25 protein-coding genes are annotated in these 22483 nt (G+C 63.7%); 8 read left to right on the top strand and 17 right to left on the bottom strand.

All coding sequences use genetic code 11. The annotated features are described in order from the left end of the window. Positions 1 to 44 precede the first annotated feature (44 nt). On the top strand, positions 45 to 401 hold the full coding sequence (locus GYH35_RS29485; protein ID WP_161816145.1) for a hypothetical protein: 357 nt from the start codon (positions 45 to 47) through the stop codon (positions 399 to 401). Here GYH35_RS29485 and GYH35_RS29480 read toward each other — a convergent pair. The 10 genes from GYH35_RS29480 to GYH35_RS29435 form a co-directional block, all read right to left on the bottom strand. Then, on the bottom strand, positions 386 to 1075 hold the full coding sequence (locus tag GYH35_RS29480; RefSeq protein ID WP_161816144.1) for an Rnf-Nqr domain containing protein: 690 nt from the start codon (positions 1073 to 1075) through the stop codon (positions 386 to 388). The genes GYH35_RS29485 and GYH35_RS29480 overlap by 16 nt on opposite strands. Next, complete coding sequence (rsxG, locus tag GYH35_RS29475) at positions 1072 to 1710, bottom strand: electron transport complex subunit RsxG (RefSeq protein WP_161816143.1); 639 nt, start codon at positions 1708 to 1710, stop codon at positions 1072 to 1074. The genes GYH35_RS29480 and rsxG overlap by 4 nt, the downstream gene beginning before the upstream one ends. Further along, complete coding sequence (gene rsxD, locus GYH35_RS29470) at positions 1694 to 2731, bottom strand: electron transport complex subunit RsxD (RefSeq protein WP_161816142.1); 1038 nt, start codon at positions 2729 to 2731, stop codon at positions 1694 to 1696. The genes rsxG and rsxD overlap by 17 nt, the downstream gene beginning before the upstream one ends. After that, a complete protein-coding gene (gene rsxC / locus GYH35_RS29465) occupies positions 2728 to 4188 on the bottom strand; it encodes an electron transport complex subunit RsxC (protein WP_161816141.1) in 1461 nt (486 codons plus the stop codon). The genes rsxD and rsxC overlap by 4 nt, the downstream gene beginning before the upstream one ends. After that, a complete protein-coding gene (locus GYH35_RS29460) occupies positions 4185 to 4688 on the bottom strand; it encodes an RnfABCDGE type electron transport complex subunit B (RefSeq protein ID WP_161816140.1) in 504 nt (167 codons plus the stop codon). The genes rsxC and GYH35_RS29460 overlap by 4 nt, the downstream gene beginning before the upstream one ends. 10 nt (positions 4689 to 4698) lie before the next feature. Beyond that, positions 4699 to 5277: an electron transport complex protein RnfA gene (locus tag GYH35_RS29455; RefSeq protein WP_161816139.1), complete on the bottom strand. Its 579-nt coding sequence runs from the start codon at positions 5275 to 5277 to the stop codon at positions 4699 to 4701. Positions 5278 to 5301: 24 nt separating this feature from the next. Then, positions 5302 to 7410, bottom strand: a complete 2109-nt coding sequence (gene metG / locus GYH35_RS29450; RefSeq protein WP_161830281.1) for a methionine--tRNA ligase — start codon at positions 7408 to 7410, stop codon at positions 5302 to 5304. Between the two features lie 167 nt (positions 7411 to 7577). Continuing rightward, the gene (locus tag GYH35_RS29445; RefSeq protein WP_308683818.1) at positions 7578 to 8693 is read right to left on the bottom strand and encodes a type IV pilus twitching motility protein PilT; all 1116 of its coding nucleotides are present in this window, start codon (positions 8691 to 8693) and stop codon (positions 7578 to 7580) included. 137 nt (positions 8694 to 8830) lie between these two features. Continuing rightward, positions 8831 to 9925: a type IV pilus twitching motility protein PilT gene (locus GYH35_RS29440; RefSeq protein WP_161816137.1), complete on the bottom strand. Its 1095-nt coding sequence runs from the start codon at positions 9923 to 9925 to the stop codon at positions 8831 to 8833. A 126-nt stretch (positions 9926 to 10051) separates the two neighbouring features. Beyond that, positions 10052 to 12493 (bottom strand): protein kinase domain-containing protein, encoded by a 2442-nt coding sequence (locus GYH35_RS29435; protein WP_161816136.1) that lies wholly within the window; start codon positions 12491 to 12493, stop codon positions 10052 to 10054. A gap of 210 nt (positions 12494 to 12703) precedes the next feature. Here GYH35_RS29435 and apbC point away from each other — a divergent pair, with 210 nt between their 5' ends. Beyond that, on the top strand, positions 12704 to 13807 hold the full coding sequence (gene apbC, locus GYH35_RS29430) for an iron-sulfur cluster carrier protein ApbC (RefSeq protein ID WP_161816135.1): 1104 nt from the start codon (positions 12704 to 12706) through the stop codon (positions 13805 to 13807). Positions 13808 to 13833: 26 nt separating this feature from the next. Next, entirely contained in the window at positions 13834 to 14397 is a 564-nt protein-coding gene (gene dcd, locus GYH35_RS29425) for a dCTP deaminase (RefSeq protein WP_161816134.1), read from the top strand. A gap of 18 nt (positions 14398 to 14415) precedes the next feature. Here the strand turns inward: dcd and GYH35_RS29420 are convergent, their stop codons facing one another. The 5 genes from GYH35_RS29420 to purM form a co-directional block, all read right to left on the bottom strand. Beyond that, entirely contained in the window at positions 14416 to 15279 is an 864-nt protein-coding gene (locus tag GYH35_RS29420) for a hypothetical protein (RefSeq protein ID WP_161816133.1), read from the bottom strand. Between the two features lie 287 nt (positions 15280 to 15566). After that, on the bottom strand, positions 15567 to 15761 hold the full coding sequence (locus GYH35_RS29415; RefSeq protein WP_161816132.1) for an addiction module protein: 195 nt from the start codon (positions 15759 to 15761) through the stop codon (positions 15567 to 15569). 141 nt (positions 15762 to 15902) lie between these two features. After that, positions 15903 to 16622, bottom strand: coding sequence for a DUF3108 domain-containing protein (locus GYH35_RS29410; protein ID WP_161816131.1), 720 nt, complete (start codon positions 16620 to 16622; stop codon positions 15903 to 15905). Positions 16623 to 16633: 11 nt separating this feature from the next. Next, positions 16634 to 17311, bottom strand: a complete 678-nt coding sequence (purN, locus tag GYH35_RS29405) for a phosphoribosylglycinamide formyltransferase (RefSeq protein ID WP_161816130.1) — start codon at positions 17309 to 17311, stop codon at positions 16634 to 16636. Beyond that, entirely contained in the window at positions 17311 to 18351 is a 1041-nt protein-coding gene (gene purM, locus GYH35_RS29400; RefSeq protein WP_407700234.1) for a phosphoribosylformylglycinamidine cyclo-ligase, read from the bottom strand. The genes purN and purM overlap by 1 nt, the downstream gene beginning before the upstream one ends. A 98-nt stretch (positions 18352 to 18449) precedes the next feature. On the opposite strand from purM, the gene GYH35_RS29395 reads away from it, so the two are divergent. Genes GYH35_RS29395 through hda form a run of 3 tightly spaced genes read left to right on the top strand, consistent with a single transcriptional unit; the run spans position 18450 to position 20724 of the window. Beyond that, entirely contained in the window at positions 18450 to 19415 is a 966-nt protein-coding gene (locus GYH35_RS29395) for a DUF2066 domain-containing protein (protein ID WP_161816128.1), read from the top strand. Positions 19416 to 19444: 29 nt separating this feature from the next. Next, positions 19445 to 20008, top strand: a complete 564-nt coding sequence (locus GYH35_RS29390; RefSeq protein WP_161830280.1) for a CDP-alcohol phosphatidyltransferase family protein — start codon at positions 19445 to 19447, stop codon at positions 20006 to 20008. Then, positions 20005 to 20724: a DnaA regulatory inactivator Hda gene (gene hda, locus GYH35_RS29385; protein ID WP_161830279.1), complete on the top strand. Its 720-nt coding sequence runs from the start codon at positions 20005 to 20007 to the stop codon at positions 20722 to 20724. Before GYH35_RS29390 ends, hda begins: the two co-directional genes overlap by 4 nt. On the opposite strand, the gene GYH35_RS29380 is transcribed toward hda, so the two are convergent. Both GYH35_RS29380 and wrbA read right to left on the bottom strand, forming a co-directional pair. Then, positions 20721 to 21074: a DUF2069 domain-containing protein gene (locus GYH35_RS29380; protein WP_161830278.1), complete on the bottom strand. Its 354-nt coding sequence runs from the start codon at positions 21072 to 21074 to the stop codon at positions 20721 to 20723. The genes hda and GYH35_RS29380 overlap by 4 nt on opposite strands. Positions 21075 to 21084: 10 nt before the next feature. Next, positions 21085 to 21681 (bottom strand): NAD(P)H:quinone oxidoreductase, encoded by a 597-nt coding sequence (gene wrbA / locus GYH35_RS29375; protein ID WP_161816124.1) that lies wholly within the window; start codon positions 21679 to 21681, stop codon positions 21085 to 21087. A 245-nt stretch (positions 21682 to 21926) separates the two neighbouring features. Between wrbA and GYH35_RS29370 the strand changes: the two genes are divergently transcribed. After that, positions 21927 to 22154 (top strand): DUF4398 domain-containing protein, encoded by a 228-nt coding sequence (locus GYH35_RS29370; RefSeq protein ID WP_161816123.1) that lies wholly within the window; start codon positions 21927 to 21929, stop codon positions 22152 to 22154. Between the two features lie 41 nt (positions 22155 to 22195). Further along, positions 22196 to 22483, top strand: a complete 288-nt coding sequence (locus tag GYH35_RS29365) for an acylphosphatase (RefSeq protein WP_161816122.1) — start codon at positions 22196 to 22198, stop codon at positions 22481 to 22483.

Raw genomic sequence — 22483 nt, 5'->3', positions numbered from 1 at the left:
TGCCGGCCCGGGGGGGTCTGAACCAACAAGACAAGGAAGCGTCCATGCCGATCCGAAAATTCGCTCTGCTGCTTGCGTCAATGGCTGCGGTCTATGCACCTGGCGTGCTTGCCGACTGCAGCGGTCTACTGTGCCAGTCCGTGTACATCCAGTCGCTCAATGCGGAGTCTGGAGAACTGGCCACCAACGACGATATCTGGGTGCAAACGACCGGGGCCGAAACTGCCCTGAGCTGTACCCCCAACTCGGGCGCCTGGCTGAAACTCGACGGCGATTCCACGCGCAAGAAAGAGGTCTATGCCCTGTTGCTGATGGCGTTCTCGATGGATAAGCCCATCTCCATTCGCATCGTCGACAACTCGACGGATTGCTTGATCGCCTATGCCTATATGACCCGCTGATTCCTGCCGCGCCACCAGTTGCGCGCGGCGATCAGCAGGCCCAGGGAGATGAATGCCCCTGGCGGCAGCATGGCGAGCAGGAAGCCCATGTCGACGCTGAAGACTTTGATCTCCAGTCGCTCGCCCCAACTGCCGAACAGCGTAGCTGCGCCGCTGAGCAATGAGCCGCGGCCCACCAGCTCGCGAGCGAGGCCCAGCGCTATCAATGTGAGTGCTATGCCGAGGGCGATGCGCACACTGCGAATGAGCGCTGTGCGCCGGTCCAAATCGGACGTTTGTATGTGATCGATCACCACGATGTTCACGGCCAGCAATGGCAGGAACACGCCGAACCATGCGCCGAGGTCGTGGAACCACGCTCGCATGAAGAGTTCCGCCGCCGTTACGAGTCCTGCTGTGACGAGCAGACTGGCTGGCAGAACAATCGCATCGTCCAACCAGCGCCGGACCCCGCTGAACAGGAGCGTCGCCAGCGGAAATATCACCAGCACCAGCACGCTGAAGCCGAGTGCTTTGACGACGGTATCGCTGACCGCCAGCAGCGGACACAAGGCAAGCAATTGCAGCGTGCTGCCGAACGCGCGATTTCGCGCCGGCGGCGGCGGGAGATTGCTCCCCGCGCCCGGCCTGACGCTCAGGCCTTGGCTGCTATTGGTTGGCGACGGGGTGCTCATCGAGGCTGGCCGTCCCGATACAAACGGTCCTCATTCCCTTGGTAAAACTCCAGCGTGCGCCGTACGGCCTTCACGATGGCTCGCGGCGTGATGGTTGCGCCAGTGAATGCGTCGAAGTCGCCGCCGTCCCGGCGCACTGTCCAGCGTTGCTGCGGCGGTTTCGTCAGCGACAGTCCGCGAAACTTATCGAGCCAGCCGGCATCGCGGTTCTCGAATGCGTCGCCGAGCCCGGGTGTTTCATCGTGACGAATGACCTGCACGCCGAGCAGCTGACCGCCGGGCGCGATAGCGACCAGCAATTCCAGCGGCCCGCGATAGCCATCGGGCGCGATCGACCGGATGGCGACTGCGACGGGCAGTCCGGCCTTGCGCATGCGATAGGCGGTGACGGGTGTCGTCGTGCCGAGCAGATCGGGCGCCGTCACTTCCGTGGTATCGACGAGCGGATCGTTGTCGTAGCTCTGTGGCGGCACGAGCGCATCCAGATGTTGTTTGATCCAGACTTGCTGATTGCGGGCGATGCGATCGCGCGTGAGATTCGCGAACGTGACCAACCCGACCGTGAGCACCGCCGCGATGATCGCGAGCGTCGCCGTGGGCACGGCGATGTGTCGCTTGTCAGCGGGCGTGGCCATAGATGCGCGGAATCGTGTAGCGGTCAATGAGCGGCACCGACAAGTTCATCAGCAGCACCGCGAAGGCAACGCCATCCGGATAACCGCCCCAGGTGCGAATGACGTACGTCAGCACGCCAATGCCGGCGCCGTAGATCAAACGGCCGCGATCGCTGGTCGCCGCCGAGATCGGGTCGGTCGCGATGAAGAACGCGCCCAGCAAGCTCGCGCCGGATGTGAGATGAAAAATCGGGCCGGCATACGTGCCTGGATCGATCATGTACATCAGCGAGGCGCACACGACGATGGCGCCGAGCATGGCGACGGGAATGTGCCAGCGGATGATGCGCAACTGGAGCAAGGCGAGACCGCCAGCCAACGTCGCAAGATTGATCCATTCCCAACCTCGACCGCCGAGCGCGCCGAAGATCGGCGCCGCTTGCGCCTCGGCCATGGTCATGCCCATTTTAAGATTGGTTCGTAGCGCATCCAGCGGCGTCGGCGATGTCACGGCGTCCCACGTGAGCCGCGAGGGCAAGGATCCGGTGAGAATGGTCTGGATCGTTTCGCCCATCGATAACTTGGCTTGCTCGATGTCCATGCCCGCGGGCGGCAGCCATTGCAGCAGCTGCACGGGAAACGATACGAGCAGCACGGCGTAACCGACCATGGCCGGATTGAACGGGTTCGCGCCCAGGCCGCCATACAAATGTTTCGCCAACAGGATCGCGAACGCCGTGCCGCTCACCACCAGCCACCACGGTGCGAGCGGCGGCAGACACAGTGCCAGCAGAATCGCCGTCACGATCGCGCTGCCGTCTTTCAGAAACGGCTCGAACGGCTTGTGCCGCAATCGCAATGCCAACGCTTCCGAGATCAGCGCCGTTGCCGCGCCCAGCACGATCTGCACCAGCAAGCCCGCTCCGAAGAACATCACATGCAACGCCACCGTCGGCAGCAATGCATAGATGACAATCCGCATGACCCGCCCGACGCTGTCATGAGCGACTGCATGCGGCGCGGGTGCGGTGGGGAAGGTCATGAGGTGGGTTCGTTCTTGGGTCGACGCTTCTGCGCCAGTTTCGCACGATGCTCGGCTTCCAGACGCGCGAGTCGCTCGTTGCGGGCGACGAAACGGGCGCGGGCGGCGTCGGCGGAGAGATGGGCGTCGAGCTCGCGGGCCAGCAGGGGCTTGGCCTCGCGGAAGCGTTCGGCGAGCGGGATCTGGCTGGGGCACACGTAGTCGCAGCAGCCGCATTCGATGCAATCGAGCAGGCCGTGGCGGGCGAGTTGATCGCTGTCGAACGGTTGCAGGTACCAGTGCAATTGTTGAGGCAGCAGGAACGCGGGGCACACTTGTGAGCAGTTACCGCAGCGGATGCACGGCATCTCGAGGCCGCGCGGCTGAAGATCGAGAGCGGACGCCGCGATGATGCAGTTGGTTGCTTTCACGACGGGTAGATCGTCGTGAGCCAACGACGTGCCCATCATCGAGCCGCCCATGATGAGCCGCGACATGCGCTCGGTGTAGCCGCCGCAATCGGCGATGAGACTCGAGAACGGCGTGCCGATACGCGTCTCCCAGTTCCCGGCCTCGCTCACGCCATCGCCGGTGACAGTGACGATGCGGCTCACCAACGGTTGGCCATCGCGAATCCAACGAGCGATGGCGGCGGCGGTGCCGACGTTTTGACAGACGACGCCGATGTCCGCCGGCAAGCCATCGTGAGGCACTTCGGCATCGAACACCGTGGCGATCAGTTGCCGCTCGCCGCCGGCCGGATAAATGGCGGGCACAACTTTGATCCGAATTCTGGGATCGGCGGCTTTGTCGACGGCCTGGCGCAAAGCGGCCTGCGCTTCGGGCACATCGTCTTCGATCGCGATCGTGCAGTTCGGCGAGCAGAGTGCGTGTAGCAACGCCCGGGCGCCGAACACGATGTCCTCGGCGCGCTCGCGCATCAGCACTTCGTCACAACTGATGTATGGCTCGCACTCCGCGCCATTGAGCAGCAGTTGCGGACCGTTCTCGCACAACGAGCTTTCGAGTTTGTTCGCCGTGGGAAACGCGGCGCCACCCAACCCCACGATCCCGCCACGAGCGATGTGCTCGCAGGCTTCGTTCGGCGAGATCTGTTCGAACGAAACGATGGCCGCGGCGTTTTCGAATCGCCGGTCGCGGCCATCGTTGGCGATCACGATACTGAGGGTCGGTGCACCCAGGCGATGTGGCGCCGGCCGAGGCTCGATGGCAATCACTTCGCCAGACACGGGCGAATGCAACCACGCACTGATGCCGGGCGCAGGCTGCGCAATCGGTTGCCACATGCGGACGCGATCGGAAGGCTTTACCAACGGCACGGCCGGCAAACCCGAATGCTGATCGAGCGGAATCACATAGCGCTCGGTCAGACTCGCGGCGCGGATCGGTGCTTTGGTGGAACGCTGCTTGTGCGCCTCGATGCGCAGACCGCCGGCGAGTAATTCGCGGGCGGTCATCGCACGACCGCGGGTGCCGGCCGCATGACGATGCAGTCGACCGGGCAGGGGGGAATGCACAACTCACATCCGGTGCAGTCAGCCGCGATCACCGTATGCATATGACGTGAAGCGCCGACGATGGCATCGACAGGACAAGCTTGGATGCACTTGGTGCAGCCGATGCAGGCGTCCTCTTCGATGAAAGCGACGGCCGGAGAGTCGGGCACGACGCCGAATTCTTTGCCGACGGGCTTCGGCGGCACGCCCATGAGACGCGCCAGCGCTTTCGCCGTGCGCTCGCCGCCGGGCGGGCATTGATTGATGTCGGCTGCGCCTTGCGCAATGGCTTCCGCATACGGGCGACAGCCTGCGAACGTGCAGCGGCGGCATTGGGTCTGCGGCAGCAGCGCGTCGATGCGATCGGCCAGAGAGATTTCTTTCGGTGCGCCAGCAGTCGCCACGGTCGCAACACCGGCCAGCGCGGCGAGAATGATGATTGTGACGAGCGCGGTAATCATCGCGAGTTCGTCATTCCTGAATCAGTCCGGTGAACCCCATGAACGCCAGCGCCATGATGCCCGCACTCACCAGCGCGAGCGGGGCGTCCCGAAACACCTTGGGCACGTCGGCATGTTGCAGCCGGTCGTGCAGGGCGGCGAACGCCAGCATCAGAAAGCCCAAGGCGACGGCCATGGCGATGGAGAATGACACGGCGTCGACAATGTTCTGCATCCGTGCGTCCACCATCAGCGCGATGCCGAGCACGGCGGAGTTCGTCGTCACGAGCAGCGTGAAGCCGGGGCGTTGCGGCTGCAGGCGGCCGTCGCGTCTCAGGACGAGTTCGACCAACGGCACCACCGCCACGGCCACGATCACGAATACAAACGTTCGCAAATAGCCGAGCGCATTCGGCTCCAGCAGCCAGGTCGACAGCGACCAGGCGATCGCGGCAACGGTCGGAATCGCCAGCAGCGACGCGATCGCCAGCCCTTGTGCGCCTTGCAAGGTGCCGGTGACGGCTTCGAACGGCCGCCACGCGGGCATGCGCGTAAGTGCCATCACGTTCACCAGGACGGCGCTGAGCAGAATGAGCAAAAGCGCGGACATGGTTCGAGCGTTGCCGCCGCGTTGCTATTTCACCTTCATGCCTGCGGTCGCGCCGGAATCCGGCGAGAGCAGGAAGATCTCTTTGCCGCCCGGGCCCGCGGCCAGCACCATGCCCTCGGACGTGCCGAAGCGCATCTTGCGCGGCTTCAGGTTGGCGAGCATCAGTGTGAAGCGGCCGACCAGCTGATCCGGCGTGTACGCGGAGCGGATGCCGGCAAACACGGTGCGCTGACTCTCGCCGAGATCCAGCGTGAGCTTGAGCAGTTTGTCGGCGCCTTCGACGGCGTCGGCCGCCACGATCTTTGCGATGCGCAGATCGAGCTTCGCGAAATCCTCGACGGTCACTTCGGCCAGCGCGCCCACTGGTGGCGTTTCCCCGGCCGGCTTGGCCGGCGTCGTGGAAGCGACGGTGGTGGCCTTCGCGGCGGGCTTTACTTCCGGCTCGCCGGTGTCGAACAGCGCGAGCAGTTGTTTCGGATCGACGCGCTGGAGCAGATGCTCATAGGCGCCGATCTCGTGACCTTCCGGCAGCCACTGGTGCTGACCCCAGCGCATCTGCGCATCGCTCAGCCGCAGGAAGCCTTGCACCTTGCGCGCAGTCTCCGGCAGCACCGGCGCCAGCAGCACGGTGAGGTACCAGAAAAAGTTCAGGGCGGTCGAGCACACCTGATGCAGCCGCTGCTCTTCGCCGGCGACCTTCGCCAGTTCCCAGGGCTTGGCGGAGTCGATGTATTGATTCACGCGATCGAGCAATGAGCCGATCTCGCGCATCGCCTTGCCGAACTCGCGGCCTTCATACAACTCACCGATGCGGTTCCAGCATTCGCTGTCGCTGACGAAGTCCTGCGCCAACTGTTGCGCGGCCGGATCGAGCGCGCCGAGCTTGCCGCCAAAACGTTTGGTGATGAATCCTGCGCAACGGCTGGCAATGTTCACGTACTTGCCGACCAGGTCCGAGTTGACGCGCGCGACGAAGTCCTCGGGATTGAAATCGATGTCTTCGACGTTGGCGTTGAGCTTGGCGGCCAGGTAATAACGCAGCCACTCGGGATTCATGCCGAGATCCAGGTAGCGCACCGGGCTCAGGCCCGTGCCGCGGGACTTCGACATTTTCAGGCCGGACACGGTGATGAAGCCGTGCACGTAGACGTTGTCCGGAATCTTGCGGCCCGCGAACTTCAGCATCGCCGGCCAGAACAGCGTGTGGAAATAGATGATGTCCTTGCCGATGAAATGAATCTGCTGGACGTCATCCGCGGCGATGAACTGCTCGAAGCTGCGCGGCTCGCCGTTGGCCTTCGCCTTGCCGGTCGTGAAATAGTTCTTCAACGACGCGAGATAGCCGACCGGCGCGTCCAGCCACACATAGAAATATTTGCCCGGCGCGTCGGGAATCGGGATGCCGAAATAGGGCGCGTCGCGCGAGATGTCCCAGTCGCCCAGTTCCCGGTCGCCTTTGCCGCTGAGCCATTCGCTGGCCTTGTTCGCGACCGAGGGCTGCAAACGCTTCGTCCACTCGGTGAGGAACTCGACGCAGCGTGGGTCGGACAGCTTGAAAAAGAAATGATCCGAGGACTTGAGCACCGGCTTCGCGCCGGACAGCGTGGAGTAGGGATTGATCAGGTCGGTCGGCGAATACACCGAGCTGCAGACCTCGCACGCGTCGCCATACTGATCTTTCGAGTGACAGTTCGGGCACTCGCCTTTGATGTAACGATCGGCGAGGAACATGTTCTTCACCGGATCGAAGAACTGCTCCACGGGCTCGCGGTAGATCAGATCGCTGGCCTTGAGCGCGCGATAGATCTCCTGGGACAGCTCGGTGTTTTCGGGCGAATGCGTCGAGTGCCAGTGATCGAAGCTCAGCAGGAAGCCGTTCAGCGACTGCGGCCGGCCGGCGGCGATGCGCGCCACCAGTTCCTCCGGCGTGATGCCTTCGGCCTCGGCCTTGAGCATGATCGGGGCGCCGTGCGCGTCGTCCGCGCCCATCCAATGGACCTTGTGCCCCTGCAGGCGCTGGAACCGCACCCAGATGTCGGCCTGGATGTACTCCATGATGTGACCGATGTGGAACGGTCCATTGGCGTACGGCAGAGCCGTCGTGACGAAATAATTACGAGGTGCGGCAGTCATTTAGGCGCAGAAGGCGGCGGCAAAGGACGGAAATTATGCCACGGAAGGCGGTATGGGACGCGTCGGCTTGGCTGCGCGATACAGCGGTTAATTTTATAGGGACTCGCCAGTCCGGAATGCGCTGGCGCCGGAGGCGCCGCGCAGGCAGGCGAGCGGCCGATGCGGCCTCAGCCCATGTCCTTGAACTGCTCGAACTTCGCCTTGGTGATGGCCTTCTGGTAGGCATGCTTGCCGCTGATGATGGCCTTGTCGAGCAATTCCTGGATGGCGCTGTCCATCAGCCGCATGCCGTGGGCGGCGCCGCTTTGCATGGCGTTCTCGAGCTGGTCGAGTTTGCCCTGGCGGATCAGGTTGGCAACGGCCGGAGTGTTCACCAGGATCTCGTGGGCGGCGACGCGGCCGGACTTGCCGGCCCGGGGAATCAGCTGCTGCGAGATCACTCCTCGCAGCGAGGTCGAGAGCATCGCGCGTACGTGCGACTGCTTATCCGCCGGGAACGCATTCACGATGCGATCGACGGTCGGCGCGGCGCCGTTCGTGTGCAACGTGCCCATCACCAGAATGCCCATCTCGGCGGCCGTCACCGCGATGCTCATGGTTTCGTAATCGCGCAACTCGCCGACCAGAATCACGTCCGGATCTTCGCGCAGTGCCGAGTGCAGCGCCTCGGAGAACGACGGACTGTGCGTCCCGATCTCGCGCTGGCTGACCAGGCAGTTCTTGCGCTGATGCACGAACTCGATCGGGTCCTCGATGGTCAGGATGTGACCTTTGAGCCGCAGGTTCATGTCGTCGATCATCGCCGCGAGCGTGGTCGACTTGCCCGAGCCGGTCTTGCCGGTCACCAGGATCAGGCCGTTGTTCACTTTGCACAGGTTGCGGATCGCATCGGGCACATTGAGCTGATCCAGCGTCAGCGCTTTGGAAGGAATGGCCCGGCACACGCAGCCCAGACCGTACAAATGCCGCATGACGTTGACGCGGAAGCGCGAGACGCCGGGAATGATGTACGCGAAGTCGGCGCCATGCTTCTCTTCCAGGCGCATCAGCGCGGCGCGCGGCATGATCTCTTTCAATGTTTCTTCGACGAACTGCGCCGTCAGCGGCTCGGGCCGCAGGTTGTGCAGCTCGCCATACAAACGCACGCGCGGCGGGTCGCCGGCAATGAAGTGCAGGTCCGAGCCGTTCTTGTTCAGCACTTCCTTCAGGAATTCGTCGATCTTGCGCGGCACATACGTGCTCTGGGTCGCGCTTGCTACGGCTTGGCTGGGTTCGGTGCTCACATTAAATACTCGGGATCGGGCATCCTGCCACGACCCTCGTGCGAGCCGGCAAAAGGCGCGACTTTTGCCTCTCGCTCGCCGCCTTTGGCGGCGGGGTACATCCTGTACCCAGGGTCTTGCATGAATGTTTTCATCGATCAGCTCGGCGCCAGGTCGAGCTTGGGCAGTACGCTGGTATCGGTGACGAAGCGCGCGAACAGCTTCTTGTCGTTCGCATAGACATAGGCATCGTCGGGATCGATCTCCTTGGCCTGCACGTTGGCGAGCAGCGACTGGTCGAGCATCTGCATGCCCAAGTCCTTGCCCATCTGCAGCTGCGAGGGAATCTGGTGCGTCTGATCGGTCATGATCAGTTTGCCGATGGCGCGCGTGACCACCATGATTTCGCAGATCGCCTTGCGGCCGCGCTGATCGGCGGTCTTCACCAGCACCTGCGTGACGACGGCGAGCAGGCTGTTCGCAAGGAACGCCTTGGTCTGCTCGCGCTCATCGGCGGGCAGCGCGTCGACGATACGATCGATGGTCTTCACCGCGCCCGTCGTATGCAGTGTGCCGAGCACCAAGTGGCCGGTTTCCGCGGCGGTCATCGCCCAGCGAATCGTATCGGCATCGCGCAACTCGCCGACCAGAATCACATCGGGGTCTTCGCGCATCGCTGCGCGCACGCCTTCGGAGAAGGACGGCAGATGCGTGTTCAGCTCGCGCTGGATGACCTGGCTTTGTTTGCTCTTGTGCACGAACTCGATCGGATCTTCCAGGCTGATGATGTTCAGCCGGCGCGTCGAGTTCAGGTAATCGATCATCGCCGCGAGCGTGGTCGACTTGCCGGTGCCGGTGGAGCCGGTGACCAGGATCATGCCCTGGTGGTTGTCGCACAGTTTCTTGACGATGGGCGGCAGCGCCAGCCGGTCGATGGTCGGCACGTCGGACGGAATCGCTCGGAACGTCGCGCCCACGCCCGTTTCCTTGCGGAACACGTTGACCCGGAACCGGCCGCCGGTGGCGGAGACGTAGGAGAAGTCGACGTCGTGGCCCCGGCGCAGCTGCTCCTGGTGGCCGCGATTCATGATCTCGACGATGTAGCCCTCGAGCTCGGACTGGCTCAGGTCGCGGAACTTGATCGGCAGCAGGTCGCCATGCATTCGCAACATGGGCGGCAGGCCGACCGCGAAATGGATGTCGGAGCAGCCTTGGTCGGTGCCGAGCTTCAAAAAGGCGTCTATTCGGGCCATGCGAAGAAACTGAGGTTCCGTGGCGGGCGGGAGCCTACCGTGTAAAGGCGGGTCGCCGCCACTGCAAGCGACCAACGGCGGCCCGCGACGGTCGAAGGGCCGTCAAAAATCCGTCGGGGCCGGGCCTCAAGCCAGGGCTTTTTCCAGCGCCTCGCGCAGCTCGTCCATGCTCTGGTAGCGCTTGGCCTTGTCCACTGACATGGCCTTGGTGACCAGGTCGGACAGCGGGCGGGGCAGTTGCGTGTTGACCTCGATCGCCGTCTTCGCCTTGCCCTGCACGTGCTGGTACATGACCGACATGTGGTCGCCGCGGCTGTACGGCGGTACGCCCGTGACCATTTCGTACAGGATCACGCCGACGCTGTAGATATCGGCGCGCTCGTCGACCTTCTTGCCGAGGATCTGCTCGGGCGCCATGTACTTGGGCGAGCCGATGACATAGCCGGTCTTGGTGAGCTGCGTATCGCCCTCCTTCTGCGCGGCGGCCACGCCGAAGTCCACGATCTTGAGCAGCCCCTCGTTGTTGATCAGGATGTTCGCGGGCTTCAGGTCACGATGCACGATGCCGGCCTGGTGCGCGATCGTCATGCCGGTGCAGATGTCGATGCCGTACTTGATGGCGCGCGGCAACGGCAGCGGCTTCTCGTTGACGATTTCGCTGCCGAGCGTGTGCGAGGGGAAATACTCCATCGAAATGGCGTAGTTGCCGCGCATGTACAGGAAGTCATAGATGCGGATGACGTTCCGGTGCGTGATCTTGCGCGAGTAGCGCAGCTCGTGCACGAAACGTTTCATCATCTCCTCGTCCTGCGCCACGTTCGGGTTCAGGAACTTGAGGATCAGCCGCTCCTCGACCACCGTGTCTTCCATCAACAGCACGGTGCCGAACGCGCCCTTGCCGATCTTCTCGATGAACTTGTAGCGGCCTTCGACCACATCGCCCGGCTTGAGCGTGCCGATGTCGAGCTTGGCGCTGGCCGCCGCCGATTCCTCGGCCTTCTTGATCACTTGATCGACGTCGCCGCGGTCGATCAGCAGCGTGCGCGCCGGTTCTGCACCCATGGTCCGGCCCGGGCTTCGCGCCGGCTCGGCGCCGGTGCGGCTGGCCTTGATGGCGGCCGCGACGGCGGTGCTCGAGTAGCGCAGGTCGATATCTTCGATCGCGCGGACCGCGGCGGACTCGATCGTCGGATCGTTCGCGTTGGAGCCTGCGGCTTGAATGTAGCTGCGCACGGCGTCGGCGCGCTTGTCGTCGGCGAGACGGGCGAGGGCATTGATGGCCTCGACCTTGATTTCTTTTTCCGGCCGCTCCAACAGCTGCACGAGCGGTTCGATCACGCGCGTGTCGCCCAGCTTGCCGAGCGCTCGCACGACGGTCGGCAGGGAGCGCGCGTTGTCTGTTTTCAGCAGATCCATCAGCGCAGGCACGGCCTTCTTGCTGCCGATCTCGGCGAGCGCATCCACGGCGCGCTCGCTGACCCACCAGTCCTTGTCCTTGGTGGCCTCGATCAGGAAGTTGATGGCGCGCTCGTCCTTGGTCTGGTTCAGGATCTCAATGGCGGCGCGGCGCACGTCTTCATCTTCATCGCGAATCAGCTCGATGACGGCGTCGACGACGCGCGGGCCGCCGATCTTGCCGAGCGCGTCCGCGGCGCGGGTGCGGACCCACCAGTCGTCGTCCTTGATGACTTGCAACAGATGTTTGATGTCGTTGGCGGTGCCCAGGTGATTCAGCACCTCCACGCCGGCGCGGCGGGCGTACTCGTTCTCGTCCTTGAGCACCTCGATGAGATATTTCATCGTGTCCGGATCGTTGGCGCGCACCACCACGTCGATGGCGCGGTTGGCCACTTCCAGGTCCGGGTCGCGCAGCAGCTGACAGATCGGTCCGATGTTCAGCGGGCCGTCCATCTTCGACAGCGCGTTCAGCGCCGCTTGCCGAATCATCTTATTCGGGTCGCGCAGCTGAGTCTGAATGGCCTGCGACACCTCCGGCCGGTTGAAGCGGGCCAGGATGTTGATGATGTGGATGCGGGCGGTCGAGTCCTTGCCTTCGATGCGGCTGATCAGCTCGGGCAGGGCCGATTCATCGGCCAGCTCGCCGACGATCTTGAACAGCGCGGCCTTTTCGTTCGCTTCCTGGCTATAGGCATGCTGCAGCAGGTCGCGGACGGTGAAGCGGCCCTTCTGGCTGGCGATCACTTCGAGAATGGTCGGCTTGGGCATCTCCGCCCGGCCGAGCAGCTCGATCAGCAGGTTGGCGCTGTAGTTGCGGCTGGCGGCCAGCGCCTGGCCGATGGCCTGGACGGTGCGCGGGCTGCCCTCGGCCATGCCTTCGGCCAGGATCGGAAAGCTCTTGTTGTCGATCAGCTGGGTCAGGATGTCGGTGTAGACCGCGGTTTCCTTGCGATCGGCGACGGCGAGCGTGTCCAGGATCTTGGGGATGGCGCCCGGACCGATCTTGGCGAGCTTTTGCAGCGCTTTTTGCGAGTCCGGATGCAGCGGGTCCCCGATCTGGCGGATCTCGGCGATCAGGCGCTCTGCTCTCAGATCGGAAAAAAAACTCATCTAGAAGTCCGGTATCCGTTTCTTAGTGGCGCAGCTGCCATGCGCACTGCATATTGCCGCGCATTATGCCACGGCTGACGAGCAGCAAGTTCAGGTCGGGCATTTCCTCTCTGAGAAGCTCCTGTCGACATCGGTCGGAAGCCGCACGCGGAGCCGAGTCTTCCAGGCCAGATCCGCTACAATCCGCGCCCCACTGGGCTGGGCCCTTCGATGAGCTCCGAAACTACTGTGCACGAATCCGAGCTGCGCCAGCTACTGGGCGCCTACGTCGACCCCTATCTCGGTCTGACGCTGGAGCGCGCCGCTTCCCTCAAGACCGTCCAAGTCAGCGACGGCGCCGCCACCGTGAGCGTCGAGCTGGGCTTTCCGGCCGGCCGCTATGGTACCGAGTTGGCCGCCGAACTGGAGCGCCGGGCGCGCTCGCTGGGCTGGCTGAAGCAGGTGAAGGTCGATGTCAGCTGGCGCGTTGCTTCGCACTCGGTGCAGAAGAATCTGAAGCCCATTCAGGGCATCCGGAACATCATCGCAGTGGCGTCGGGCAAGGGCGGGGTGGGCAAGTCCACGACCGCGGTGAACCTGGCGCTGGCGCTGGCGCACGACGGCGCGGCGGTCGGCCTGCTCGATGCGGACATCTACGGGCCGAGTCAGCCGCAGATGATGGGGCTCAGCCGGGAAAAGCCCACCAGCCCGGATGAGAAAACGATGCTCGCGCCGGAGGCCTATGGCCTGAAGGTGATGTCCATCGGGTTCCTGGTGGACGTGGAGCAGCCCATGGTCTGGCGCGGACCGATGGCCACGCAGGCGCTTCTGCAGTTGCTCGAGGCAACGCGCTGGGGCGATCTGGACTATCTGATCGTCGACATGCCGCCGGGCACGGGCGACACGCAGCTCACGCTCGCTCAGCGCGCGCCGGTCAGCGGCGCCGTGATCGTGACCACGCCGCAGGACATTGCGCTGCTGGATGCCCGCAAGGGCTTGCGAATGTTTCAGAAGGTCGAAGTGCCGGTGCTCGGCGTGGTCGAGAACATGAGCACGCATGTGTGCTCGAACTGCGGTTTCGAAGAGCATATCTTCGGCGCCGGCGGCGGGCGTCGCATGGCCGAGCAGTACGGCGTCGAATTGCTGGGCGAGTTGCCGCTGGATATTCGCATCCGCGAGCAGGCCGATGGCGGCCGGCCGACCGTGGTTGCCGAACCGGAGAGCAAACTGGCGCGCGCTTATATCGACCTGGCGCGTCGCACGGCGGCCCGCCTGGTCGTCGCCGGCTTGCAGCCGGCCGCGGCCTTTCCGAATATCTCGACCGAAGATACCTGATCTATTTAGCCACTCTGTAAGACATCATGAGCATCAAGTCTGATCGTTGGATCCGTCGCATGGCCGCGCAGGGCATGATCGAGCCGTTCGAAGCCGGGCAGGTCCGCACCGCGAATGGCGGCAAGATCATTTCGTACGGCACCTCCAGCTACGGCTACGACGTGCGCTGCGCGAACGAATTCAAGATCTTCACCAACATCAATTCGACCATCGTCGACCCGAAGGACTTCGATTCGAAGAGCTTCGTCGATGTGACATCGGATGTTTGTATCATCCCGCCGAATTCCTTCGCGCTCGCCCGCACGGTCGAATACTTCCGCATCCCGCGCAATGTGCTGACGATCTGCCTCGGCAAGTCCACTTACGCCCGCTGCGGCATCATCGTGAACGTCACCCCGCTCGAGCCGGAGTGGGAAGGTCACGTCACCCTCGAGTTCTCCAATACCACGACGCTGCCCGCGAAGATCTACGCCAACGAAGGCGTCGCGCAGATGCTGTTCCTCGAGTCCGATGAAGTTTGCGAGACCTCGTACAAGGACCGCGGCGGCAAATATCAGGGCCAGCAGGGCGTGACGCTGCCTCGAGCCTGAGTGCCCGGACCTGCGCGCTCAGCGCGCAGGTCTGTCGCGACGCAGGCTCGGGTCGAAGCTCGCGTCCGCGATCTCGGAAGGAACATCTGAGTGGGCGAGTGTCTGGACCACCCGACGCCGCCCGACCATCGCGCCGGCGATGGCTGCGATCATCGATATCAGCATCGCTCCGAAGGTAATCCACGCGGCCTTGGTCGCCTCATCCTGGGCTCGCTCCGCCATCGCGGGCAGTTGCGCTCGGGCGCGCTCTATCATCTGAGCCGTGCCTTGGCGCACCGCCGCTGCTGCCGCCTGCGGATCGTTTCCAGCCGCTTCGACCTGTCGCGACACGTCGGCGAGCTGCGAACGTACTTCCTGCTCTGACATGCCAGTCGCGCCCGCGATGGTTTGCGCCGTGCGCGGGTCATCGAGGCGCTGACGGATTCGCTGCACATCGCCGGCAGACAAATCCTCCAATCCGCCCATGTTCGCGCCGATCGTCTGACCGATGCCGCCGAACAAGCCCGAGATGCCGTTCGCGACCAGCTGTACGCCGCTGCTTGCGAGCCACAACACGACCAGAAAGCTCAACACCCACACCAGCGCGCCTTCGAACGCCCCCGCGGCTCTGTCGAAGACCATGCCGAGCCGCGTCGCCGCCATTCCGCCTACGAACAGCGCGATCAAAAGAGACAAACCGCTCCAGATGGCGGCGCCGGTGCCGAAGGTGTCGGCCTCGGTCTGCCCGGGGTCGACGGCGGAGATGCCGATTGCGAGGCCCAGTGTAGTTAGAAACAGCAGCGTGCCCATGACGGTCAGCACGCCGGCCCAGATTCCACCCCAGGAAATCTTGAAGCCCGAGACGGGAACGACATCGAGGTGCTCGTGAACGACGGTGGCCATGGCGTATCTCCAAACGATCTGCCTGCCCAATGGGCCGTAAACAAACAAGTTCCGGCGCACCCCATCTCGTGGGTATCTGTAGTCGAAAATCCGCGCTCGATCGGGTGCCGAGCTTATCTTTTGTTAGCGGCGGGCGGTGCCCAGGAAAGGCATTCCAGTGCTCTCAGAAAAGTCGCGCGGACTTCGGCATGGAACTCCTTCGCGAGATTGGGGCCGCCCAAATCTTCGAAGTGAGTAATTATCCGAATGATGTCCGCCGTGACGTCCCGATGAAACGTCAGCTTCATTCAGCGACGGCGGCTGTTGATCGCGGCGTCCAGGTCGTCGAGGGAGATGGCCTGCTCGGACCCATCATCGATTTCCGCGTCGCGCCGCAGCGCTTCGCTGATTCCTTCGTCCTGATCCGTCAGTACGCTGGGCAATGAAGCCAGCAGATTGGCCACGAGCTGCGCGCGCTGCTTGTCAGGCAGGTTCATCAGCATGCTCGTCAATTCGTTCAATGCGATGGCCATGGGCTGGAGTATGGACCAGTCGAATCAGAGCGCCAGCCAGAACTTCAGGCGATATATCCCTACGGTCCGCGCATTCTGCGCGCGTGTTGCCGCGGAGGTGCGCGCGGCGGTTTATTGCACCGACTGCAGCACCATCACCGTCTCGACCTTGCCCTTGCGGATCTGTTCCGCGCGGGCGGCGAGATATTCCATTTTGGGCACGAGCCAGAAGCGGGACTGGCGGTTCGAGCCTTCGCGGGTGCTTTCGTAGACGACGGTGTCGAGTTTGCCGAGGGCGGTGTCGAGCGATGTTGTTTCTTTCTTGACGTAGCTGTAGCGCTTGATGCGGTTGTCATCGATCAGCGGAATGAGGCCGGGCTCCTGGCCCCGGAGCAGCGAGGTCACGACGTGGATTTGAATGGACAAACGATCCTGCAGGCCGGGCTCCAGCGGCAGCTCGATTTTCTCGCCTTCGATTTCACCGGTCGCGACATTCGCGTTCCAGTCGAACTTGAGCCGGCCGTCCTTATCGGCGCCCGACTTGCCGTCTTCCAAAGACCATTCGAGCGGACGCACGCCGTCCGGGCCGATCTCCATCACGCTGCGTTCCACGGCGGCGCTGCTGATGACGAAGCGCGCGAGCATGGAAGGGGCGGCCGTTGTTTCATACGTGTAACGGCCGGTCGCATCGTCCCGGGTCAGCTTGAACGTCAGCTGTCCGGCGCGGATGCCGCGATAGGTGACTTCGTAAGTGGCGGTAACGGGTTTGGGAAGAATGGCGTCGGACCTCGCCGCGGTGGCGCACAGCAGTGTCGCGAATAGAAACGTGGTCAACCGAGCCAGTCGCCGCATTCGATACCTCGTCAGTCGCTCGCGGTCTGGATCACCGGAGCGTCGAGCGGTCGGCCGTCGAGCCAGGCTTGCTGCTCGCGCAGCTGCAGCCGCCGGCGGGCAAACCAGTCGATGGCCTGCGAATAGATCCTGTGTTCCTGCTGCTGAACTCGCGCTGAAAGGCTGCTTTCGCTGTCACCAGGCAGGACTTTCACCTGCGATTGAATAACGAGCGGCCCTCCATCAAGTTCCTCGGTGACGAAGTGCACGCTGCAGCCGTGCAGGATGTCGCCGGCCTCGAGCGCCCGCCGGTGGGTATGCAGGCCTCGATACAAAGGCAGCAGCGACGGATGAATGTTGAGGATGCGATCGGCGAACGCGGCAATGAAGCCGGGGCTGAGGATGCGCATGAAGCCGGCCAGCACGATGAGCTCGGGCTCGAAACTTTGCACCAGCGCCGCGAGCGCCCGGTCATAGCTCGCCCGATCCGCAAACTCCTTCGCCGACAGCGAACGAGTGGGAATATTCATCGCGGCGGCGGTGGCCAGGCCGGCGGCGTCCGCTTTGTCACTAATGACAGCGCGAACTTCGACGGGCAGCTCGCCGTTCGCTGCCCGCTCCGCGATCGCGAGCATGTTACTGCCGCGACCGGAGATCAGAATGACGATGGGAAGTTTGTTATGCGGCTGGTTGCCGGCGACGGAGGTCATTAGCTGCGAATGACGACGCCGGCATCGCCACGTCGCACTTCGCCGATGACGGCCGGCTTCTCACCATGCTCGGCGAGCGAGCGCATCGCCTTGTCGGCATGCTCGGCGGCCACGCACACCGTCATGCCGATGCCGCAGTTGAACGTCCGATACATTTCGGCCGCTGGAATGCTACCGGCTTTTTGCAACCAATCGAACACCGCGGGCTGCTGCCAAGTTTGCGAGCTCAGCATCACTTCCAATCCGTTCGGGATGACGCGAGGAATGTTTTCAGACAGGCCGCCGCCGGTGATGTGAGCAAAGCTGCGCACCGGCACGACCTTCGCCAGCTCCAGCAGCGGCTTCACATAAATGCGCGTCGGCGCGAGCAGCGCGTCGTACAGCAAGCCGCCGTCGATCTTGGTCGTCGGCGTGGCCTTGCTGGTCTTGATCAGCTTGCGGATCAGCGAATAGCCGTTGGAGTGCGGGCCGGAGGAGGGCAGGCCGATGATCACATCGCCGGGGCGCGTGTTGCGGCCATCGATGATGGCGTCTTTCTCGACGATGCCGACGCAGAAGCCGGCCAGGTCGTAGTCGCCATCCGCGTACATACCCGGCATTTCCGCCGTCTCGCCGCCGATCAGGGCCGCGCCTGCCTGAATGCAGCCCTCGACGATGCCTTTGATCACCGTTTCGGCGACTTCGACGCTCAGCTTGCCGGTCGCGTAGTAGTCGAGGAAGAACAGCGGCTCGGCGCCTTGTACGACAACGTCGTTGGCGCACATCGCGACCAGATCGATGCCGATGGTGGCATGACGCCCGGTCTCGATGGCCAGGCGCAGCTTGGTGCCGACGCCGTCGGTGCCCGACACCAGCACCGGCTTTTTATAGCGGTCCAGCGGAATCTCGAACAGCGCGCCGAAGCCGCCCAGGCCGCCCAGCACCTCGGGTCGCATCGAGCGTTTGACCGCCGGCTTGATGCGCTCGACGAGTTCATCGCCGGCTTCGATATCGACGCCAGCGTCTTTGTAGGTGATCGGCTCGGGAGGTTGCATGGCCAGGAATTGGTCGATGGGGGGTGTGTTATTTTACACGTCGTTGCTCGGCGATGGGACCTGCCGTTCAGCATTGGGATTTTTGAAGGGATGGGCTCCGACTGATGAGTAGGACAAAGGCGTTGATCCGCTGGTTGTCGTTGTGCATGGCATGGGCGCTGGTCGCGACCGCACTGCCCGTGGGCGCGGTGACGCTCGGGGACCTGTACGAAACCGACCAGCCCGTGCTGAACAACGCGCGCGACGCGGCCTTCGTCGATGCGCTGAAGACGGTGGTGGTGCGCGTAAGCGGTCAGCGCGACGCTCCGGCCCGCCTGGGCGCGGCGCTGAACGATCCTCGTAAATATGTCCAACGCTTCGGCTTCACCGTCGACAATGTTCTGCAGGTGGGCTTCGACAGCGTCTCGGTCGACCGGCTGCTGCAGGAGTCGGGCCTGCCGATCTGGGGCCGTGAGCGTCCCGCGACCCTGGTGTTGCTGAACGTGATCGATCCCAGCGGCTACAGCTACTGGATCAGCGGCGACCAGCCGAATGCGCAAAAGGACATTCTGGAAAAAGTCGCCCGCGAGCGCGGCTTGCCGTTGAAGTGGCCGGCGGTGGCGCCCCAGGCCATCGACGAGACGACCGCGCTTCAGGAAGCTGAACGTTATGGCGCGAATGCGGCGTTGCTCGGTCGTGCGCAGGGCGGCGCGGTGCGCTGGACGCTGGTGTCGAGCGAAGGCTCGTCACTGGCCAGTGGCGGCATGGAAGAGGGCGTTCATCTGGCGGCCGACACCTTCGCGCGCGTGTTCGCCGCGTCGGGTTCTTCGCTGGGCAATGTGGTCGTCGAGGTGTCCGGCATCGGCGATCTCGACGCGTATGCGAGCACGCTGAATTATCTGGAAGGCATGACGCTGGTGCGGGCCGTCGCCTTGGAACAAGTGGCCGGCGACACCATGCGCTTCAAGCTGGCCGTGCGCGGTGACGCTGCGACGTTGCGTCGAGCGATTGCGCTCGACAGCCGGTTGGTGTCGCAAGACGACGGCGCCGCGCCGATGGGCGAGCGGCTGTCGTTCCGGTACCGCCCCTGAACCGCTCTTATAAATAACGGGCGGCGGCCATGCGGCACATTCCAAATGCCCTGTGCATTTTGCGCATGCTGCTGGTCGTGCCCATCGCCTGGCTGCTGAACGCAGGCGAATACAAGCTGACGCTCTGGGTGTTCGCGTTCGCCGGCTTCACCGACGGGCTCGACGGCTTTCTCGCCAAGCGCTGTGGCTGGATGTCGGAGCTGGGCAAGGTGCTCGACCCGCTCGCCGACAAGATCCTGCTGGTGAGCGTGTTCATCATCCTGGCGGTGCTCGACATCGTGCCGGCGTGGCTCGCGGCGACGGCGGTGTTGCGCGACGTCACCATCACCGCCGGCGCGATCAGTTACAACGCGCTGTATGGTTATCCGCATGGCAATCCGACCGTCATCAGCAAGATCAACACGCTGTGCCAGATCGCGTATTTGCTGCTGGCGGTGGCCGCGAAAGCGGGCGAGTGGTGCCCCGAGGTGGCGCTGATGATTCTGGGCGCGCTGGTGTTTGTGACGACGGTGGTGAGCGGCATCGATTACGTCGTCGTGTGGTCGCGCAAGGCGCTCGAGGCCAGCCGTCAGCAACGCGGGCTCACGGGATGATTCAGTCGCCGCAGTTGTCGCTGGGCATCCGCTTGCCGGACAGCTCGGTGTTCGAAAGCTATTACGCCGGCCGCAATCAACCGGTGGTCGACGCGCTGCTGTCATTGCAGGGAGGCGAGCGGCCGCGGGCACCCACGTGCACCTGGATTCACGGCGCGGCCGGCACGGGCAAGACTCATCTATTACAAGCCGTCTGCGCTCGCGCGACTCGCGACGGACGCACGGCCGCCTATCTGCCGCTGAGCGAAGTGATCAAGCTGGGCGAAGAATTGCTGGCTGGTTTCGGTGAGCTCGCCATCGTCTGTCTCGACGATGCGCAAGTGCTGGCCGGACGCGAGCCCTGGGAGCGGGCTTTGTTTCGTCTGCATGTGGAGCTGGACGAGCGCGGCGGCAAGCTGCTCGTCGCCGGCACTGCGCCGCCGGCCGCGCTGCCGTTCAAGCTGCGCGATCTGGGCTCGCGACTGAATGGCGGGCTGGTGTTGACGCTGCAGCCCTTGGAGGAATCGGAGCAGATCGCGGCCTTGCGCTTGCGGGCACAACTACGCGGCCTGGAGTTGCCCGACGACACCGCGCAGTTCATGTTGCGACGGTTGCCTCGCGACATGACACATCTCTATGCGGTGCTCGATGAGCTCGACGCGGCGTCACTGGTGGCGCAACGGCGTCTGACCGTGCGCTTCGTGAAAGAAGTTCTGGAGCGGCGCCTCGCTCCCTAAGCGCGTTCGCGTGTCACGCGCAGATACGCGATCAACAGAACAAACAACAGGAACGCGACGACCAGGCACAAGCCGGCCCAGGCCCGTCCGACGGGATTGGCGACGGCTTCGGTGATCGCCACGACCAGAAACGGTGCTACCGCCAGCGACATCCACGCATAGGTGCGTCGATGACCCGCCAACAGCCGGGGCAGCGCGATCAACAAAGGCAATGTCAGTACAGCGATGAGCACGGCGTCGGCCATGGAAAAGCCGGTCTGCACGCGCCAGGTCACCAGCGCCGCAATCAAAATGCCGATAGTCGAGACGACCGCGATTCGGGCTCGCGCGATCCAGGTTGTGTCGATCAAGGGGATTCGCTCAACGTGCGGCGGACAAACGGACGGCGAGCTCGGCGACTCGCTTGCCCAGCAATGAAGCCAGCAAACGTTCGTCGTCGGTGAGCTTGCCCGGACTGAGGCCGGCGACGTGACTGGCGCCGTATGGCGAGCCGCCGGAGCGCGTGTGGGTGAGCGCCGGTTCGGTGTAAGGCAGGCCGACGAGATACATACCATGATGGATCAACGGCATCATCATGCTGACCAGCGTTGTTTCCTGGCCGCCATGCATGGTCTGCGTGGAAGTAAATACACCGGCCGGTTTGTCGGCGAGAGCGCCACTGGCCCACAACGCACTGGTGCCGTCCAAAAAGTACTTCATCGGCGCGGCCATGTTGCCGAAGCGGGTCGGGCTGCCCAACACCAAACCGTCACATTCGCGCAGATCGTCGTGCGTGGCGAATGGCGGGCCTTCGCTCGGTACGGCCGGCTGCGGTTGCTCGATCACCGCGGTGACTTGCGGAACCGTGCGCAATTTAGCCTTTGCGCCGGGCACGGACTCGATGCCCCGGCACACTTGCCGGGCCAGCTCGGCCGTCATGCCTTTGCGTGAATAAAACAAAACAAGGATTTCAGCCATGCGCGCGGATGCTCCGAAAAACCATCGCTGCGCGCGTCATGTGGGTGGAATGCAACGCGAAGCTCGCAGTCGAGACGCGTGCATTGTATTCAGGCGCTCCTTGACGGTGTAGATTGCGATTGCTACGGTCGATTGAAAAAATCGCCATGGTAAGTCAGTCATCTCTTCGTTGTTCGGCGTTACTCATGCTCTGCATGGGCCTGAGCGTGGGCTTGGCCGCGTGCGCAGGGGCTCCGGTGCAGGAGATGAGCAATGCCCGCCAGGCCATCAAGGCCGCGCGTGAAGCCGCCGGCCCATCGACCAGCGCGCCCGCTTCCCTGATCGAGGCCGAGACATTGTTGAATCGCGCCGAAAGCAATCTGCAGAAGCGCGCTTACAAACAAGCCCGCCGGGATGCGATCGCCGCCCGCGGCAAGGCCGCCGAAGCGCTCGGCTCCACCCGCACGGCCGACGACCGCAACGGCGCCAGCTGACCCCGCCTGCGGTTTTCCGCCGCTCGCCTTATCATTATTGAATGTCGACGCTGATCGCACGCCGTTGTTTCGTTTCCGGCCGGGTCCAGGGGGTGTTCTATCGCGCCTCGACCCGCCAGAAGGCCACCGAGCTGGGCTGTTCCGGCTTCGCCCGCAATTTGCCTGACGGGCGGGTGGAAGTGCTGGCGGTCGGCGAGCCGCAGGCGGTTCAGGGATTGCTCGACTGGCTGTGGCGAGGATCGCCTGCCTCGGACGTAAAGCTGGTGGAAGTGCAGGAACTGGCGCTAGAGGATCTGGAAGACCTGCCGGTCGGCTTCGGCCAGCGCTGA

Source organism: Steroidobacter agaridevorans (genome assembly GCF_009932555.1).
Classification (GTDB): Bacteria; Pseudomonadota; Gammaproteobacteria; order Steroidobacterales; family Steroidobacteraceae; genus Steroidobacter; species Steroidobacter agaridevorans.
This window is presented reverse-complemented; position numbering and strand designations above follow the sequence as displayed.

Coding starts and splice junctions, on each gene's coding strand:
- metG (WP_161830281.1), bottom strand. CDS start 7,410: ATGACTGCCGCACCTCGTAATTATTTCGTCACGACGGCTCTGCCGTAC.
- GYH35_RS29365 (WP_161816122.1), top strand. CDS start 22,196: ATGTCGACGCTGATCGCACGCCGTTGTTTCGTTTCCGGCCGGGTCCAG.
- purN (WP_161816130.1), bottom strand. CDS start 17,311: ATGACCTCCGTCGCCGGCAACCAGCCGCATAACAAACTTCCCATCGTC.
- GYH35_RS29420 (WP_161816133.1), bottom strand. CDS start 15,279: ATGGCCACCGTCGTTCACGAGCACCTCGATGTCGTTCCCGTCTCGGGC.
- GYH35_RS29480 (WP_161816144.1), bottom strand. CDS start 1,075: ATGAGCACCCCGTCGCCAACCAATAGCAGCCAAGGCCTGAGCGTCAGG.
- rsxG (WP_161816143.1), bottom strand. CDS start 1,710: ATGGCCACGCCCGCTGACAAGCGACACATCGCCGTGCCCACGGCGACG.
- GYH35_RS29390 (WP_161830280.1), top strand. CDS start 19,445: ATGCGGCACATTCCAAATGCCCTGTGCATTTTGCGCATGCTGCTGGTC.
- GYH35_RS29410 (WP_161816131.1), bottom strand. CDS start 16,622: ATGCGGCGACTGGCTCGGTTGACCACGTTTCTATTCGCGACACTGCTG.
- rsxC (WP_161816141.1), bottom strand. CDS start 4,188: ATGACCGCCCGCGAATTACTCGCCGGCGGTCTGCGCATCGAGGCGCAC.
- hda (WP_161830279.1), top strand. CDS start 20,005: ATGATTCAGTCGCCGCAGTTGTCGCTGGGCATCCGCTTGCCGGACAGC.
- GYH35_RS29440 (WP_161816137.1), bottom strand. CDS start 9,925: ATGGCCCGAATAGACGCCTTTTTGAAGCTCGGCACCGACCAAGGCTGC.
- GYH35_RS29395 (WP_161816128.1), top strand. CDS start 18,450: ATGAGTAGGACAAAGGCGTTGATCCGCTGGTTGTCGTTGTGCATGGCA.
- dcd (WP_161816134.1), top strand. CDS start 13,834: ATGAGCATCAAGTCTGATCGTTGGATCCGTCGCATGGCCGCGCAGGGC.
- wrbA (WP_161816124.1), bottom strand. CDS start 21,681: ATGGCTGAAATCCTTGTTTTGTTTTATTCACGCAAAGGCATGACGGCC.
- GYH35_RS29435 (WP_161816136.1), bottom strand. CDS start 12,493: ATGAGTTTTTTTTCCGATCTGAGAGCAGAGCGCCTGATCGCCGAGATC.
- GYH35_RS29485 (WP_161816145.1), top strand. CDS start 45: ATGCCGATCCGAAAATTCGCTCTGCTGCTTGCGTCAATGGCTGCGGTC.
- apbC (WP_161816135.1), top strand. CDS start 12,704: ATGAGCTCCGAAACTACTGTGCACGAATCCGAGCTGCGCCAGCTACTG.
- rsxD (WP_161816142.1), bottom strand. CDS start 2,731: ATGACCTTCCCCACCGCACCCGCGCCGCATGCAGTCGCTCATGACAGC.
- GYH35_RS29415 (WP_161816132.1), bottom strand. CDS start 15,761: ATGCTGATGAACCTGCCTGACAAGCAGCGCGCGCAGCTCGTGGCCAAT.
- GYH35_RS29370 (WP_161816123.1), top strand. CDS start 21,927: ATGAGCAATGCCCGCCAGGCCATCAAGGCCGCGCGTGAAGCCGCCGGC.
- GYH35_RS29455 (WP_161816139.1), bottom strand. CDS start 5,277: ATGTCCGCGCTTTTGCTCATTCTGCTCAGCGCCGTCCTGGTGAACGTG.
- GYH35_RS29460 (WP_161816140.1), bottom strand. CDS start 4,688: ATGATTACCGCGCTCGTCACAATCATCATTCTCGCCGCGCTGGCCGGT.